At 62.3% G+C, this 16,275-nt stretch carries 17 protein-coding genes; 13 read left to right on the plus strand and 4 right to left on the minus strand.

Going from position 1 to position 16,275, the window contains the following annotated elements; translation table 11 throughout:
• Positions 1-152 precede the first annotated feature (152 nt).
• The 10 genes from C8K44_RS03515 to C8K44_RS03560 all read left to right on the plus strand — a co-directional run bounded on the left by C8K44_RS03515 (position 153) and on the right by C8K44_RS03560 (position 9,656).
• Positions 153-1,397 (plus strand): MFS transporter, encoded by a 1,245-nt coding sequence (locus C8K44_RS03515; protein WP_109574352.1) that lies wholly within the window; start codon positions 153-155, stop codon positions 1,395-1,397.
• Between the two features lie 176 nt (positions 1,398-1,573).
• A complete protein-coding gene (rsfS, locus tag C8K44_RS03520) occupies positions 1,574-1,951 on the plus strand; it encodes a ribosome silencing factor (protein ID WP_109574453.1) in 378 nt (125 codons plus the stop codon).
• A 17-nt stretch (positions 1,952-1,968) separates the two neighbouring features.
• Positions 1,969-2,451 (plus strand): 23S rRNA (pseudouridine(1915)-N(3))-methyltransferase RlmH, encoded by a 483-nt coding sequence (rlmH, locus tag C8K44_RS03525; RefSeq protein WP_109574353.1) that lies wholly within the window; start codon positions 1,969-1,971, stop codon positions 2,449-2,451.
• Positions 2,452-2,572: 121 nt separating this feature from the next.
• The gene (locus tag C8K44_RS03530; protein WP_109574354.1) at positions 2,573-3,892 is read left to right on the plus strand and encodes a murein hydrolase activator EnvC; all 1,320 of its coding nucleotides are present in this window, start codon (positions 2,573-2,575) and stop codon (positions 3,890-3,892) included.
• Positions 3,893-5,221: a S41 family peptidase gene (locus tag C8K44_RS03535; protein WP_109574355.1), complete on the plus strand. Its 1,329-nt coding sequence runs from the start codon at positions 3,893-3,895 to the stop codon at positions 5,219-5,221. It abuts the gene before it with no gap.
• A 110-nt stretch (positions 5,222-5,331) separates the two neighbouring features.
• On the plus strand, positions 5,332-6,483 hold the full coding sequence (locus tag C8K44_RS03540; RefSeq protein ID WP_109574356.1) for a divergent polysaccharide deacetylase family protein: 1,152 nt from the start codon (positions 5,332-5,334) through the stop codon (positions 6,481-6,483).
• A gap of 4 nt (positions 6,484-6,487) precedes the next feature.
• Entirely contained in the window at positions 6,488-7,006 is a 519-nt protein-coding gene (locus tag C8K44_RS03545) for an RNA pyrophosphohydrolase (RefSeq protein ID WP_109574357.1), read from the plus strand.
• A gap of 286 nt (positions 7,007-7,292) precedes the next feature.
• The gene (rnk, locus tag C8K44_RS03550; RefSeq protein WP_109574358.1) at positions 7,293-7,721 is read left to right on the plus strand and encodes a nucleoside diphosphate kinase regulator; all 429 of its coding nucleotides are present in this window, start codon (positions 7,293-7,295) and stop codon (positions 7,719-7,721) included.
• Positions 7,722-7,797: 76 nt separating this feature from the next.
• Positions 7,798-8,340 carry a GreA/GreB family elongation factor gene (locus C8K44_RS03555; RefSeq protein WP_109574359.1) on the plus strand — a complete coding sequence of 181 codons (543 nt, stop codon included), beginning with the start codon at positions 7,798-7,800 and terminating at the stop codon, positions 8,338-8,340.
• A 59-nt stretch (positions 8,341-8,399) separates the two neighbouring features.
• Positions 8,400-9,656 (plus strand): D-amino acid dehydrogenase, encoded by a 1,257-nt coding sequence (locus tag C8K44_RS03560; protein WP_109574360.1) that lies wholly within the window; start codon positions 8,400-8,402, stop codon positions 9,654-9,656.
• 4 nt (positions 9,657-9,660) lie between these two features.
• On the opposite strand, the gene C8K44_RS03565 is transcribed toward C8K44_RS03560, so the two are convergent.
• From C8K44_RS03565 to C8K44_RS03575, 3 genes are all read right to left on the minus strand, one after another.
• Positions 9,661-10,068 carry a VOC family protein gene (locus tag C8K44_RS03565; protein WP_109574361.1) on the minus strand — a complete coding sequence of 136 codons (408 nt, stop codon included), beginning with the start codon at positions 10,066-10,068 and terminating at the stop codon, positions 9,661-9,663.
• Between the two features lie 4 nt (positions 10,069-10,072).
• On the minus strand, positions 10,073-10,702 hold the full coding sequence (locus C8K44_RS03570; protein WP_109574362.1) for a transcriptional regulator: 630 nt from the start codon (positions 10,700-10,702) through the stop codon (positions 10,073-10,075).
• Between the two features lie 69 nt (positions 10,703-10,771).
• On the minus strand, positions 10,772-11,653 hold the full coding sequence (locus C8K44_RS03575) for a LysR family transcriptional regulator (protein WP_109574454.1): 882 nt from the start codon (positions 11,651-11,653) through the stop codon (positions 10,772-10,774).
• A 182-nt stretch (positions 11,654-11,835) separates the two neighbouring features.
• Between C8K44_RS03575 and C8K44_RS03580 the strand changes: the two genes are divergently transcribed.
• Positions 11,836-13,332 carry a CoA-acylating methylmalonate-semialdehyde dehydrogenase gene (locus tag C8K44_RS03580; protein ID WP_109574363.1) on the plus strand — a complete coding sequence of 499 codons (1,497 nt, stop codon included), beginning with the start codon at positions 11,836-11,838 and terminating at the stop codon, positions 13,330-13,332.
• Between the two features lie 212 nt (positions 13,333-13,544).
• Entirely contained in the window at positions 13,545-13,865 is a 321-nt protein-coding gene (locus C8K44_RS03585; RefSeq protein WP_245417347.1) for a hypothetical protein, read from the plus strand.
• Positions 13,866-13,881: 16 nt separating this feature from the next.
• Here C8K44_RS03585 and C8K44_RS03590 read toward each other — a convergent pair whose 3' ends face one another.
• On the minus strand, positions 13,882-14,529 hold the full coding sequence (locus C8K44_RS03590; protein WP_109574365.1) for a GntR family transcriptional regulator: 648 nt from the start codon (positions 14,527-14,529) through the stop codon (positions 13,882-13,884).
• Between the two features lie 839 nt (positions 14,530-15,368).
• Between C8K44_RS03590 and C8K44_RS03595 the strand changes: the two genes are divergently transcribed.
• On the plus strand, positions 15,369-16,271 hold the full coding sequence (locus C8K44_RS03595; RefSeq protein WP_109574366.1) for a branched-chain amino acid ABC transporter permease LivH: 903 nt from the start codon (positions 15,369-15,371) through the stop codon (positions 16,269-16,271).
• The last annotated feature ends 4 nt before the right edge of the window (positions 16,272-16,275 follow it).

Consider the following 16,275-nt stretch of genomic DNA (forward strand, 5'->3'; position numbering starts at 1 on the left):
TCGCTGTTGCTGCGACACGCTTTTTGCACGAAATATCGATCGGCATAAACGCGCGCTCGTTCCTTTGATCCAGGCCGGTCAATTGGCCGAGCCAGCCTGCCGATGTCGCTTTTGCCACTACGCATCGCAACCAAGGCAGGTGACAGTGGGGCATGAAACAAAAGCACGCGGCAGGCCAGGACGATGAACGGCCCGCACCAGTGATTGCGGTTGCCGGGGTCATTCTGGCGATGGCACTGGTGGCGGTCGGCAACGGCCTGATGTTCGGCTATATCCCGGTCAGCCTGGGCGCTGCGGGCTACGCGCCGACATGGGCCGGCACTATCCTCACCGGCCTTTCCGCCGGCGGCCTTGCCGGCTGCCTGTTTACCGGGGCGCTGGTGCGCCGGGTGGGGCATGCTCGTGCCTACATGGTGTTCTCAGCCCTGATCGTGCTCTCCAACGTCGCGATAGGGGCAGGAACGTTTCCTGTGGTCTGGATCGCAGCGCGTGTACTCTACGGCTTTGCCATTTGCGGCCTCTTCATTGTCGCCCAGAGCTGGCTCAACGATGCCGTAGGCAACGAGATACGCGGTCGCGTCATGGCGATTTTCTACGTTTCGTATGTCGTGGGCCTCGGTGTCGGCTCATTCCTGCTTGGCTTCATTGACATCGCGACATCCCAGGCGCCGCTTCTGGGCATCGCCTTCAATGCCGTTTCGATTCTGCCGGTTGGATTGACGCGCCTGCGCCAGCCCCCGCCGCCGCAGGCGGCCTCGGTGGTATTGGCGCGTGCCTGGCGTATTTCGCCGGTCGGCGTCGCCGGTATGCTGGCGGTCGGCGGGGTGTCGATGCTGGTCACCGGCTTCGCGCCGATCCATGCCACTGCAAGCGGCTTCAGCCAGCAGCAGGTGGCGACGCTGTTGTTTGCCATGCCGCTCGGCACCTTGCTGTTCCAGATCCCTTTCGGCTGGGTTTCCGACAGGACCGACCGGCGCTATGTGCTTGTGGCTGCAGGCCTGCTGGTGGTGGTCGCTGGTATTGCCGCGAGCCGCTTCGACGGCAGCGCGTTGCCGATCATGGTCGCGATCTACGTCGTGTGGAGCGGGGCAAGCGAGTCGATCTATTCACTGTCGAGCGCGCATGCCTCCGACCGAGCCAGCAAGGACGATCTGGTGGCACTGTCGAGCAGCATGCTGTTTGCCTGGTCGCTGTCGGGTTTCATCGTGCCGGGCCTTGGCACAGTGCTGACCGCTCTCTACGGCACCTACGCCTTCATGTATGTGGCGATTGCCATCGGTGCCATTTTCACGGCCTTTGTCCTGTGGCGGCTGCGAACGACGCGCGCCGTCCCAACGGCTGACACTGGCAGTTTCTCGCCGATGTCGGCGCAATTGCCCCCGCCGGTTGACCCGTAGCAGGTCAAGAAAGATGGGTGCTAACGGCTTGTTGTCAGGTGTTTGCGCCCCTTTGTCTTGAAACTGTAGCCCAACTCTGCCTATCTAAATGGTGTCGTCCGAGTTCAGGGCGATTTGGTTGTTCCTGTCGGAAAGGAAAGACACTGAGAACAGCACTTCGGAAGAGGGCGGAAATCCTGCCTTCGCCGGCCGGGATAGGCGAATTCGACGCCGTTGCCCGCGCCATCAAGACAGTCCTTGCCAGTCTGGAAGACTCCAAGGCCGAAGACATCGTCTCCATCGACATTCAGGGGAAATCGAGCCTGGGCGACTACATGGTCGTTGCCTCGGGGCGGTCTCACCGCCATGTCGCAGCGGTAGCCGATCACCTCCTCAAGGCGCTGAAGGATGCCGGCCTCGGCACCGCCCGCGTCGAGGGGTTGTCGGGCGCCGACTGGGTGCTCATCGATTCAGGCGATATCATCGTCCATATCTTCCGGCCCGAAATCCGCGAGTTCTACAACATCGAAAAGATGTGGCAGGCGCCGGATTTCGAGGAAGAAACGGTTCATTGAACCGTTAGACGTCAGGGATGAAGGTAGCGATACATGCCGTGGGCCGGATGAAAGCCGGCCCTGAGAAGGAACTTGCGGACCGCTATCTCGACCGGTTCGCCAAAAGCGGCAGCGCGCTCGGCTTCGACTTTTCCGGTGTCACCGAGATTGCAGAAAGCCGTGCCCGCGACGTCGATGAGCGGCGGCGCGAGGAGGCCGACAGGCTGCGCGCCCAGATGGGGCCGGGAACGGCGCTCATCCTGCTCGATGAGCGCGGCAAGAATCTCTCCTCGCAACAATTCGCCGACAAGATCGCCTCGCTGCGCGATGGCGGCCAGCGCGGATTGATGATCGGCATTGGCGGCCCCGATGGCCATGATGAGGCGCTGCGCAACGAAGCTCAGCTGCTGATTTCGTTCGGTGCCGCGACCTGGCCGCACCAGATGGTGCGCATCATGCTTGGCGAGCAGCTGTACCGTGCCGCGACCATTTTGTCGGGACATCCCTATCATCGCGCGTGAACGCCCGGAATTCGACAAAATGGCTGGTCAAATGTCCGCTTGCGGTCGTGCCCGACAGCATGGTTGATGGTTCGTTAACGATGCCGCCACTAAGGTCGCTGACATACAACCGGATCATTGCATGGCGCGGAATTCTCCACTGAAGGCGTGGCTATCGCCGTGTCGCGGCATTGTCGCGGCAGGGGCGATCGCGCTTGTCTGCGGAGCGGCTTCCTCCCAGGTCGGTCCTCCACTGCCCGACCCCGACCAGACGCGTTCGGTCTACGAGAGTGTCGCGCGCGACATCGAGTTGTCGGCCGAACGCCGCGAAAAGCTGGCCGCCGAGATCGCGCAGGTCAAAAAGGACCATGCCTCGATCACTGCAGCGCTGATCCAGTCGGCCAAGACCGAGCGCAAGCTCGGCCAGGATATCGAGGACATTGCCGGCAAGCTTGAGGGGCTCAAGGAGCAGGAAGCGGGCATCCGTACCTCGCTCAACATGCGCCGCGGCGTGCTGGCCGAGGTTTTGGGCGCGCTGCAGCGCATGGGCCTCAATCCGCCGCCGGCGATCCTCGTCAAGCCAGAAGACGCGCTGTCGTCGATCCGCAGCGCGATCCTGCTGGGTGCCGTGGTCCCCGAGCTGCGCTCGGAGACCGACATTCTGATGGCCGATCTCAAGGAACTGTCGCGGGTGGTTGCCTCGATCGAGGCCGAGCGTGACCGGCTGACCACGGCGATGACGGCCCAGGCGGGCGAGAAGGCGCGGCTCGATCTGCTGCTGGAAGCCAAGAGCAGGCTACGCGGCGAATCCGAGAACGCTCTGGCAGAAGAGACAAAAAAATCGGCCGAACTGGCGGCGCGGGCTGACAGTCTCAAAGAATTGATCGCAGCGCTAGACAAGCAGGCGGCGAAGAAGACCGCCGACGCGGAGGCAGCGCGAGTGGCTGCTGAGGAGGCCGCCAAGGCAGCAAGCCAACCTCTCGTTCCTGTGGTGCCGGAAGCCAACCAACTCGTTGCTTCCGCACCGTTTTCTCTGCTGCAGGGACAGGTGGCGTTGCCGGTGACCGGGCGCATCAAACGCCGCTTTGGCGGCTCCGACGGCATAGGCGGAACCATGCTTGGGGACATGGTTGCGACACAATCGGGCGCCATCGTGACAGCTCCGGCGGATGGAAGTGTTCTTTATGCGGGGCCTTTCCGCTCCTATGGTCAACTCTTGATCCTCAATGCAGGCGACGGCTATCATGTCGTCTTGGCGGGGATGAGCAGAATCAGCGTCGCGCCGGGTCAGTCCGTACTAGCAGGCGAGCCGATCGGCGCGATGGGTGAGGCGAGGGTGGCGAGCACCTCAGCTTCGGAAAATGCGAATGCGACGCCGGAACTCTATGTCGAGTTCCGCAAGGATGGAAAACCCGTCGATCCGACCCCATGGTGGGCGGACCGCACCTCTGGAAGGACATAAATGATGCGTAAACTGTCGCTTCTGCTTGCCGGGGCGCTGATGGGGGCCTCAGCGATGAGCCTGGTGTATGGTGCACCCGGTTCGACAGCGAATGCGGCGGGCTCCGAGACCTACCGCCAGCTTGCCATCTTCGGCGATATCTTCGAACGCGTGCGTGGCCAGTATGTGACCCCGCCGGACGAGAAGTCGCTGATCGAAAACGCCATCAACGGCATGCTGACCTCGCTCGATCCGCACTCGTCCTATCTCAACGCTGAAGCCGCCAAGGACATGCGCGTCCAGACCAAGGGCGAATTCGGCGGCCTCGGCATCGAGGTGACGATGGAAAACGAGCTGGTCAAGGTCATCACTCCGATCGACGATACCCCGGCCTCCAAGGCCGGCGTCCTGGCCGGCGACTACATCTCCAAGATCGATGGCGAAGAAGTTCGCGGCCTGACGCTGAACGACGCGGTCGAAAAGATGCGCGGTCTGATCAACACGCCGATCAAGCTGACGATCCTTCGCCAGGGTGCCGACAAGCCGATCGAGCTTTCGATCATGCGCGACGTCATCAAGGTCAAGGCGGTCAAGTACCGCGTCGACAATGACGTCGGCTACATGAAGATCACCTCGTTCACCGAGAAGACCTTCGACGACCTGCAGGACGCGATCAAGCAGATCAAGAAGCAGGTTCCGGACGACAAGCTGAAGGGCTATGTGCTCGACTTGCGCCTCAACCCGGGTGGCTTGCTCGACCAGGCGGTCAGTGTTTCGGACACCTTCCTCGACCGCGGTGAGATCGTTTCGACGCGCGGCCGTGACCCGAAGGACATCACCCGCTTCGACGCCCGTTCGGGCGACGACATCGACGGCAAGCCGCTGGTCGTGCTGATCAATGGTGGCTCGGCAAGTGCGTCCGAAATCGTTGCTGGCGCGCTGCAGGATCTGCGTCGCGCAACCGTGGTGGGCACGCAGTCCTTCGGTAAGGGATCGGTGCAGACGATCATCCCGCTGGCCGAGAATGGCGCGCTCAGGCTGACGACGGCGCTCTATTACACGCCGTCGGGCAAGTCGATCCAGGGCAAGGGCATCACGCCTGACATCAAGGTCGACCAGCCGTTGCCGGCCGATCTGCAGGGCCGCGACGTCACGCGTGGCGAATCCGAGCTCAAGGGCCACATCAAGGGCGTTGAAGAGAGCGACAAGGGTTCGGGCTCGGCAGCCTATGTCCCGCCGGAGCCGAAGGACGACCTGCAGCTCAACTACGCGCTCGAACTGCTTCGTGGCCAAAAGACCGATCCGTCTTTCCCGCCCAACCCTGACAAGGCTGTGATGAACCAGCAGTAAATCAGGTCGTCACCGGCCAGCGGGGCTGGTTGCTCGATCGAGGCAATGCCAATCTGCCGGGACCGCAAGGTTCCGGCAGTTTGATTCGGGGAGTTGGCATAGGGCGCGGCGTGGTGCAGATCGAAAAAGAAATCGACCGTCCGCTCGGGCAGGCTGCACGCCGCGAGGGCAGGCGCTTTTCCTGGCTGAGCAAGGGGCCGTTGCTGGCCAGCCTGTGCATTGTGGCAGTTGTCGCTGCGTCCGCGTCGATTGCGCTTCGCCAAAAGCCTTTTCGCACGCCCGAGGTCGTTGCGGTTTCAATACCTGAGACCGTTGCCCCATCCACCCAGCAGGCGGTCCAGCCGAATTCGACGTCCGCTCCAACCGCGAGTGGCCCGGCGATCATCCGCGTCAATCCACCCGCAGGCGAGAACGGTCTCGTTGTGATCCGTGATCCGTCGGCGGTCGGGCAAAATGAACGCATCGCTCACTTGCCCGACAAGGCGCTGATCGAGGACGGCGGCAGTGGGCCGCTGCCGATACGTGCCGCCGATGGACGGCGTCCGTTCGATGTCTATGCTCGCGCCTGGTCGGGCGCGCGGGGCGCACGGGTGGCTATCGTCATAGGCGGCCTTGGGCTTTCGCAGACGGGAACACAACAGGCGATTGGCAAGCTGCCACCGGAGGTCACACTCGGCTTTGCGCCGCAAGGCAACAGTCTTGGCCGTTGGATGCAGGCAGCACGGCGTGAGGGCCACGAAATCGTCATGCAGGTGCCGCTCGAGCCGTTCGACTTTCCCAACGTCAATCCTGGCCGCAATACGCTGACTGTCGATGCAAGCAGCGACGAAAACCTCAAGAACCTACGCTGGACACTGTCGCGGACGACCAACTACACCGCCGTGATGAACTATATGGGCGCGCGCTTCTCGGCGAGCCCGGAGGCGATGGGCACGATGATGGCCGAACTCGGCAAGCGTGGCATCGGCTACATCGACGATGGGTCGTCGGCTCGCAGCCTCGCACCCGAGCAGGCGTTGAAAAACGGCGTTCCTTTCGCGGCGGGCGACGCCATCATAGACACGGTCCAGGATCGTGGCGCGATCCTCAACAAGCTCGACGAGCTTGAGCGGACCGCGCGCGCCAAGGGCTTTGCCATTGGCACAGGCAGCGCGTTCGACGTCACGGTGGACGCCGTGACCTCATGGGCGAGCGAGGCGCGAAAGCGCGGCATAGAGATCGTGCCGATCTCGGCTGTCGCGAGCGACCCCGAACGAGGATAAGACTATGTCGAAGACCAAGGCCGCGCTCGAAGACCTGCCTTACCGCCCCTGCGTCGGCATCATGGTGCTGAACGCCAGTGGACTGGTCTGGGCCGGGCGGCGGATCGCCGAACCTGACAGCGAACTGTCCGATACCGATCAACTGTGGCAGATGCCGCAGGGCGGCATCGACAAGGGCGAGGAACCCTATCCGGCTGCCATGCGCGAGCTCTACGAGGAGACCGGCATGCGCAGCGTCACGCTGCTCGCCGAGGCGCCCCACTGGATCAATTACGACCTGCCGCCGCATCTGCTGGGCATAGCGCTCAAGGGTAAATATCGCGGCCAGACGCAAAAATGGTTCGCCTTCCGCTTCGAGGGCGAGGAAAACGAGATCGCCATCGACCCGCCTCCCGGCGGACATTCTGCCGAGTTCGATCGCTGGGCGTGGAAGCCGATGTTCGATCTGCCGGAACTGATCGTGCCGTTCAAACGCAAGGTCTATGACGAGGTTGTCGCCGCGTTCCGGCATCTGGCCGGATAGGCCTTCAGGCTGCCGCCCTTGACAAGCGAGGCAGGGTCGGCGACTCTTCGCCCATGTGCAGCATCGCTCATATCGGCAGCTTTGCCCTGTTTCGGGTCTGCCCTATCGCGGGATCCTAGCCCCGGCTCGGTCGCTATGCGACTTCCGAGCCCGTGGGGCCCATTCTTCAACGCATGAAATCATGAGCACCGGGGCCGCGTAGCGGCTCGGGCTCCATTTGGACACGTCCGTTCCACGGACGAACCGGTCGCGCGCCCTTCGATATGCGCCGATCGGACGACAACCTATGAGGCTTCCATTGCGCCAGAACATCAAGCAACGCCGCGAGCACGAGATCGTGGTGAGTGAAAACGACTACGCCAGGCTGACCGGCCTCGCTGAATCCAGTCTCGAACGCCTGCCCGGCATTGCCGAGGAACTGCTCTCCGAGATGGAGCGGGCCAAGATCAAGCCGCTGAGCCGCATCCCCGCCAATGTGATCCGCATGGGCTCGACGGTGACGTTTCGTGGCGGCGACGGCGAGGTCAAGACGGTGACTCTAGTCTATCCCGGCAAGGCTGACATCGCCGAGGGCAAGGTCTCGATCCTGACACCGGTGGGGGCTGCCCTGATCGGTCTTCGTGAGGGCCAATCGGTGGCCTGGACCTCGCGCGACGGCCGTCGGCTCGAACTCGAGATCATTACCGTGGAAGCGCCGCGCGAAGACACCAATTGACGGGCGCGAACCTCAACAACCCGATTTCGTACCATGCCAGTGCGGGGGCAAACCCCGGCGCTTGTGGAGATATGCCATGTCCAAATGCCAGCTGACGACCAAGGATTTCGCGATCGTCAAGACGATGCTTGACCGCCTGGCCTGGTCGGGCGGTCCCCTTGTCGCACTTTTGCGCCGCAAGCTGGCCTCGGCGCACGTCGTTTTTTCAAACGAGGCCGATGCCGACGTGGTCACGCTGAACAGCCGCGTGACCTTCAGCGTCGATGGCGGTGCGCCACATACCCGCATCGTCGCTCACGGCCCGATGGACGGCATGGTCGGCCAGATCATCCCGATCACCGTGCCGCGCGGGCTTGCGTTGCTCGGTCTGCGCAAGGGCCAGACGATCGTCGTCGATTGCGGTCGCGGTTCGAGCGAAACCATTCGTGTCGACGAGATCCACTATCAACCGGAGGCCGCGCGTCCCGGAATCGCCACGCCTGAAGGCGACATCAATTCATCTGGCCGCCGCTTCCCGGTGCTGGTGTTCAGCGCGGATGAACCACGAACCCTTGGCGTGCCGAGAAAAATCCGGCACACCTCCACAAACGGCGATGACCCGGGCCCATCTGCAGCCTGACGGGTGCCGCCTGTGAGGTCGCGCATGCCCGGTTCGGGGCGCGCGCGCATGGGGGCGCAATGAAGGTCATAGTCGTAGGCAGCGGCATTATCGGGGTGACGACCGCCTATTATCTTGCCGAGGCAGGACACGAGGTGGTCGTCTACGACCGCCAGGAGGGGCCGGGGCAAGAGACCAGCTACGCCAATTCAGGCGAGATTTCCTCCGGTTATGCCTCTCCTCTGGCGGCACCAGGCGTGCCGGCCAAGGCGCTGAAATGGCTCGCCATGAAGGATGGGCCATTTTCCTTCCGACCGAAATTCGATCCCAAGATGTGGATGTGGCTCGCAAGGACGCTACGCAATTGCACGGCGGAGCGTTATCAGGCGAACAAGGCGCTGATGATGACGCTCGCTGAATACAGCCGCGACATGCTGCGCGTCCTGCGCCAAGGCACCGGCATTTCCTATAACGAGCTCAGCCATGGCACGCTGCAGCTGCTTCGTACTCAAGAGCAACTCGACGGCATCGCATCGGACGTTGCGGTGCTCGACAGGTTCGAGGTGCCCTATGAGATTCTCGATGCGTCTGGCTGCATCACGGCCGAGCCGGGTCTCGCGGGTGCCGGCCACAACATCGTCGGTGGATTGCGCCTGCCCGACGACGAGACCGGCGACTGCCGGCTGTTCGCTGAACGGCTGGCCGAACTTTGCACCGAGCGCGGCGTGGGTTTCCGGTTCGGTAAGCGTGTCTATTCGCTGGAGCATGCGGGTGGGCGTGTTCATCACCTCGTTTCGGACGACGGTATCTCCACTGCCGATGCCTTTGTCCTGGCAGCGGGCAGCTATTCCGAGCGATTCATGCGCAAGCTGCACCAGCGCGTGCCTCTTTATCCGCTCAAGGGCTATTCTCTAACCCTGCCCCTTGTTGACGCCGATCGCGCGCCGGTGTCGACGGTCGTCGACGAAACCTACAAGGTGGCCATCACCCGGCTTGGCGACCGCATCCGTATCGGTGGCACGGTGGAGTTGTCGGGCTTCGACCTGACCTTGCATGAAAAGCGCCGCTTCCCGCTCGAGCGTTCGCTGCGCGAGCTTTTTCCCGGTGCAGGTGATCTGCGCCAGGCAGAATTCTGGTGTGGCTTGCGGGCGATGACGCCGGACGGACCGCCAATCCTGGGCCGGACGAAGCTACCGAACCTGTTCCTCAACACCGGCCATGGCATGCTTGGCTGGACCATGGCCTGCGGCTCTGGGAAAATCCTCGCCGACATGATCTCCGGCCGGGAGCCGGAGATCGACGCCCGCGGGCTAGGCCCCGAGCGCTTTTGGACCTGAGGCTTCAGGGGTTCGCTGTTGCCTTCAGCGATCGCGGCACTTCCGTCGACTGGTACATCGAGATGACGTGGCCGTCGGGATCGGCGAATTCGGACGACCATCCTCCCGGCGCATGACTCACCGGGGTGACGATGGTCACGCCCTTGGCGGCCAGCGACGAGACGACGTCATCGATGCCGCCGTCTGCGATCTCGAAGACGATGATGGGCGAGTTGCCCGCGTGTGATTCCATCCGGAAGAAGATCAGGTCGACGCCGTTGACGGTATTGGCGATGAGCCAGTCGCCCCCTGTCTCCTTGTCGCCGTCCATCCGCTGGACATCCAGCCCCATGACATCGCGATAAAAGGCCTCGGTGTTGTCGATATCGGAGACGTAGTAGCAGATGTTGCCGAGTTTGCTCTTGCCGAACATTTGGTCACTCCGTGATTTCAGTTGCACGTCTGTTGAGTTGCCGTACGGCAGGGTTTTGTGAGGTCCCGATCACAAAAAGATGTCCGTCGGGGTCGTGGCTTGCGAGCATCGCGCCCGGCTGCCTTGCCAGGGCAAGCAAGGCGCGCCTGATGCTGCCGAACTTATGCGCGCCGGCCAGGCCGGGCATTTCCGCGAACGAAGTCCCGCCGAAGGCCAGCCAGCGTCGCCGGATCTCGGCAATGCGCTGGCGAAGCGCCGGATCGGCGAGGCGCTGCAGCCAGGCGATTTCCTGCCGCGTATGACCGGTGAGGGCGAGGAGCGTCGTCGTGCGCAGGCTGGGCGGCAAGGTGGCGACAAAGCGTACTGGCACGGTTTCTCGGTGAGTTGGTTCGTAGCCGACGACGGAATATGGCGCTTCACGCTTCCTGCGCCGCACCGCCGAACGCGCATCAAAGGCCGCGCGGCGGCGAAGTGCCCCTTCCAGCCAGCGCCGGTTCTCGATTTTCGACAGGTCGGTGCGCCCGGCTTCGACCGCGGCTACAAGCACCGTTTGCAACAAGTCCTCGGCTTCCTCGGCGCGTCGCGTGGCGCGCTGGGCCTTGCGCAGCAGTTCTGCGTAGGGGCGGGGCAGCAAATCGGGTTCCTCGCGCGTAAATGCCAGTGTTAGCCGATGTCTGAAGTTGTCGGAAGAGGCGAGGCCGGCTCAGATAAACAACGCCCGCTCGCGTTCCACCGACTTGGTGATGAAGCCTGCTACCGTCTGGATACGGCGCAGCGGGCGGACCGATTCGTGATAGACGAGCCAGTACGCCCGGCGGATCGGCGCGATCGCGGTCACCGGCACGATCTCCGATATGGTGCGGGCAATGAAGGTATGCAGGATGCCGATGCCCGCGCCCGAACGCACCGCTTCGACTTGTCCGAGTGCCGACGAAATCGAAAAAGCGGATTCCCATGAGGGGCTGAACTCGGCGGCGTAGTCGAGCGATGGGCTGACGACGAGATCCGATACGTATCCGATCAGGCGATGGGCCGACAGTTCGTTCCGCGACGACGGCAGACCATACTTCTCGGCATAAGAGCGCGAGGCAAACAGGCCGAGCGAATAGTCGACGAGCTTTGCCGCCACCAGTCGGCCTTCGCTCGGACGCTCGGTTGTGATGGCAATGTCGGCTTCACGCCGCGACAGCGAAAAGGTCCTGGGGACCGGGACGAGTTGGATGCGAAGATCAGCGTGCTGTGCAGTGAGCGTACCCAGTCGCTGGGCCAGGAATGCGACGCCAAAACCGTCGGGCGCGCCGATGCGGACAGTGCCCGACACCTCGTCGCCTTCGCCGGAAATTTCGGCGCGAGCCGTGAGCATTTCGGCTTCCATGCGCTCGGCAATCTCAAGAAAACGTTCGCCGGAAGGCGTCAGTTCGCTGCCGGTGGTCAGCCGCCGGAACAGCTTTGTCTTCAGCGCATCTTCGAGTGCTGCCACGCGGCGCGAAACGGTCGCGTGGTTGAGTTCGAGGCGCCGCGCCGCGCCTAGAATCTGACCAGTACGCGCGACCGCGAGGAAGATGCGGACGTCATCCCAGTTCATCAATGCTTCCATCCCTCGAATGCATGGCGGCGCTGCGATCCACGGACCATACTATGCATGAAATCGCATTCAAGCTCTCCTCGATGTTTATTTCTTGCACAACGGTTGCGTTTGCGCTCGCGTTGCAAAGGCGCGCGTTAAGCGGGACAATGGCCCATCAACAAAGAATTGGGAGTGAAGCAATGGTCGACTACGGTCATTTTATCGGCGGCAAGCATGTCGCTGGCACCAGCGGGCGCAAGCAGGACGTGCTTCAGCCGATGGACGGTTCGGTGCGCGCAACAGTAGCGCTCGCCTCTGCGCAGGAACTGCGCGCCGCTGTCGAAAACGCCAAGGCAGCGCAGCCGGCCTGGGCCGCGACCAACCCGCAGCGCCGCGTGCGCGTGCTGATGCGCTTCCTCGAACTGGTCAACAAGGAATACGACTCGCTGGCCGAACTTCTGGCGCGCGAGCACGGCAAGACCATTGCCGATGCCAAGGGCGACATCCAGCGCGGCCTTGAAGTGGTTGAAGTCTGCATCGGCGCCCCGCACATGATGAAGGGCGAGTTCACCGACGGCGCGGGCCCCGGCATCGACGTCTACTCGATGCGCCAGGCGCTTGGCGTGGTCGCTGGTATCACTCCGTTCAATTTCCCCGCGATGATCCCGCTGTGGAAGATCGCGCCTGCCATCGCCTGCGGCAACGCCTTCATCCTGAAGCCCTCCGAGCGCGATCCCGGCGTGCCGCTGCGTATCGCCGAACTGTTCCTCGAAGCGGGTCTTCCTGCCGGTATCCTCAATGTCGTCAATGGCGACAAGACGGTGGTCGATGCGATCCTCGACGATCCTGATATCAAGGCCGTTGGGTTCGTCGGCTCGACGCCGATCGCGCAGTACATCTACAGCCGTGGCTGTGCCAACGGTAAGCGCGTGCAGTGCTTCGGCGGTGCCAAGAATCACATGATCATCATGCCCGATGCGGACATGGACCAGACCGTCGACGCGCTGATCGGCGCGGGCTACGGCTCGGCCGGAGAGCGCTGCATGGCGATCTCGGTTGCCGTTCCTGTCGGTCACGACACGGCAGAGCGGCTGATGGAAAAGCTGATCCCGCGCGTCGAAAGCCTGAAGGTCGGCCCCTCGACCGACTCGTCGGCCGATTTCGGCCCGGTCGTCACCCGCGAGGCGCTCGAGCGCATCAAGGGCTACGTCGACATCGGCGTCAAGGAAGGCGCCAAGCTCGTCGTCGACGGCCGCGGCTTCAAGATGCAGGGATACGAGAAGGGCTTCTACATGGGCGGCTGCCTGTTCGACCATGTCACCGCCGACATGCGCATCTACAAGGAAGAGATCTTCGGGCCGGTGCTGTCGGTCGTCCGCGCGCCGAGTTACGAGAACGCGATCAAGCTCGCCAACGACCATGAGATGGGCAATGGCGTTGCCATCTTTACCCGCGACGGCGATGCGGCCCGCGACTTCGCTTCGCGCGTGCAGGTTGGCATGGTCGGTATCAACGTGCCGATCCCCGTGCCGATCGCCTACTACACCTTCGGCGGCTGGAAGGCTTCGTCCTTCGGCGACCTGAACCAGCATGGTCCGGATGCATTCCGCTTCTACACCAAGACCAAGACGGTGACCTCGCGTTGGCCGTCGGGCGTCAAGGACGGTGCGGAGTTCGTCATTCCGACGATGAACTGATTGATCCCAAGAGACCGAAAATGAAGCGGGCGCCTGGTGGCGCCCGTTTTTCGTTCTGGCGCGAACGTCTTGTTCGACGCGGATATGCGCCCGCATGCAATCGGGCGCAAATGTAGAAGAAGACGGCCGATGCCCGTGCGTCTGGTCTTTGTCTGTTGTGCTAGTATGGGGCGATACCTTTCCGCGCAGATGCGGCGGCAAGGAGGTGCCAAATGGCACTGGCAACAGCACTTCGCAGATGTGGGCTGGCTTCGTTTGGTCCTATGTTGTCGCTGTCGGCGATGCCGGCTTTCGCCCAGCTGTTTTGCAGCGACCATGACGCAATCATCGCGGACCTGCTGGATAACTTTCAGGAGCGGCGTCTCGGTTATGGCGTCGCCAGCGACGACGCCATAACAGAAGTCCACATCTCGGAAGATGGCACATGGAATGTGCTCATGACCGACGTCAAAGGGCGCAGTTGTGTGATCGCCGCAGGTGACGGATGGGAAAGCGCGATAGACCTCGTGCGCAAATCCGAGCCAAGGCGGTGATTGCCTGCAACGTGTGTCACCGAGTCGCCGCCGTCTCGGCATGGGTGCGCAGCATCGACATCAGCCGCTCGGCCTCGTGGGCCGCCGCATCCTCGTCCTGCTCGAGGATGGAGCGGATCAGTGCGACATGATGCTCGGCCGAGGTTGCCAGTTCCGTGTCGCGCTGGAAGCGAAACCAGAAGCGGCGGCTATGGGGCTGGAGGGGCGCTGCCAGCCGGGCCGCGAAGTCGTTGTCTGCGGCCAACGCAAGTGCCTCGTCGAGTGCCTTGTCGGCTTGGAGGAAGCCAAGCACGTCGCCTGCGATCACTGCTTTTTGCATCGCAAGGGCTGCCGCGTGGAACTGGCTTGCGGCGTCGCGGGTGACGAAACGCGCCGCCGAGCGGGCAAGGACGATCTCGATGCCGCGGCGCGCATCGATCACGCGCAGCCAATCGCCGGGGTGCAGCGGCGTGATCGCGAGGCCCGCCCGTGGCCTGATTTCGACCAGGCCTTCCCAGGCCAGGCGCTGGATCGCTTCGCGCACCGGGGTGCGGCCGAAGCCGAGCAGATCAATCAATCCGCCTTCGGTGGCGACGCTGCCGGGTGCAAGTTCGAGGGTCACGATCAGTCGCTCGAGCTCGTGATAGGCTCGCGGCGCAGCTGGTTGCAGTTTCTCAGCTTGCATGTTGAATCTCTTGAAAATACAATGATATTTTGCTGATATATTAGGATTGGGCGCGGATTCGCAACGTTGGTCGCCAAGTCATATATCGATGATATATCAGCCATCGGTGGCGATATGTGGGCGGGGATGCTGCGCGCTCGCCGTTGTAAATTCCGAGGTTCGGGACCGGCCTTCCCAAGGGAACATGCACCTGCTCACCGGCGCACGGAGTCCTTTGTGCCAATCCCAAAACGTTGATGCTGGCCGCAGGGTGACCATCTTCGGTTCCCCATCTCGAGTTCCGGCATGGTTGGGCACGGGCGAACTCGGCGCGGCGACATGCGCGAATCGGTCATTGGATCGCTGTTCAGGAAGGGTGTCTTGAAAGCCAGATCGAAGTGGCCGGAAAGAGGGCCATCGTTCCGACAATCGGCCGGTGGGCGCGGATGGCCGGATAGGACACGATCGTCATCGAAGACTGCGATCCGCTCGCCATGGTTTCATAGGCAAATAGTCGTATGGCAGGGAGACAGGACAGCCAATATGTCTAGACAATCTTAGAAGGGAGATCAGCGGTAAGGCGCAAGAAACTGTTGCGGTGGGTTGATGGAGCGCTACATTCTTCGATCTTGGCGCGCAAAATCACCGGAATCGGCAAAGACATTGCGTTGAGCCAATGATAGGTTTCGCAATGGTCCAGGGCCTGGACAACATAAAAACAGAGACGGCTTCAAATGCCGTCCGGCAGGCGGCAACGGGTGTAAGAATCACGTTGCAATCCAGGCTTGAAACATTAGGACTAGGGGAAATATCAAAAGGAATGCGTGCTTGGCGCGACATTCCAGGGGAGCCGCATTCTTATGCAGTATTTCGTCCAGCAGATGGTCAACGGGCTGACGCTGGGGTCCATCTATGGCCTCATCGCTATCGGCTACACGATGGTCTACGGCATCATCGGCATGATCAATTTCGCCCATGGCGACATCTTCATGCTCGGGGCCTTTGTCGCACTGATCGTGTTCCTGATCCTGACCAGCATCTTTGTCTCGGTTAATGTGGTGCTGTTCCTGCTCGTCATGATGGTCGTGGCGATGCTGATGACCAGCCTCTACAACTGGACGATCGAAAAGGTCGCCTATCGGCCGTTGCGCGGTTCATTCCGGCTTGCGCCACTGATCACTGCAATCGGCATGTCGATCGCGCTGTCGAACTTCGTCCAGGTGACGCAAGGTCCGCGCAACAAGCCGATCCCGCCGATGGTCTCCACGGTCTACAATGTCGGCGGCATCTCGATCTCGCTGAAGCAGATCATCATCGTGGTGGTAACCGTCGCGCTGCTGGCGCTGTTCTGGTACCTCGTCAACAAGACGTCCCTCGGCCGTGCCCAGAGGGCGTGCGAGCAGGACCGCAAGATGGCCGCTCTGCTCGGCATCGATGTCGACCGCACCATCTCCATCACCTTCATCATGGGCGCAGCCCTGGCCGCTGTCGCCGGCACGCTGTTCCTGATGTATTATGGCGTCGTTGCCTTCTCCGACGGCTTCGTCCCAGGCGTCAAAGCCTTCACCGCAGCCGTCCTGGGCGGCATCGGCTCGCTGCCGGGCGCCATGCTGGGCGGCCTGATGATCGGCTTCATCGAAAGCATGTGGTCGGCTTACTTCTCGATCGACTACAAGGATGTCGCAGCGTTTTCGATCCTCGCCATCGTGCTCATCTTCCTGCCCTCCGGCATCCTTGGCCGGCCCGAAGTCGAGAAGGTCTGAGACA

Source organism: Aminobacter sp. AP02 (assembly GCF_003148805.1).
GTDB lineage: Bacteria > Pseudomonadota > Alphaproteobacteria > Rhizobiales > Rhizobiaceae > Aminobacter.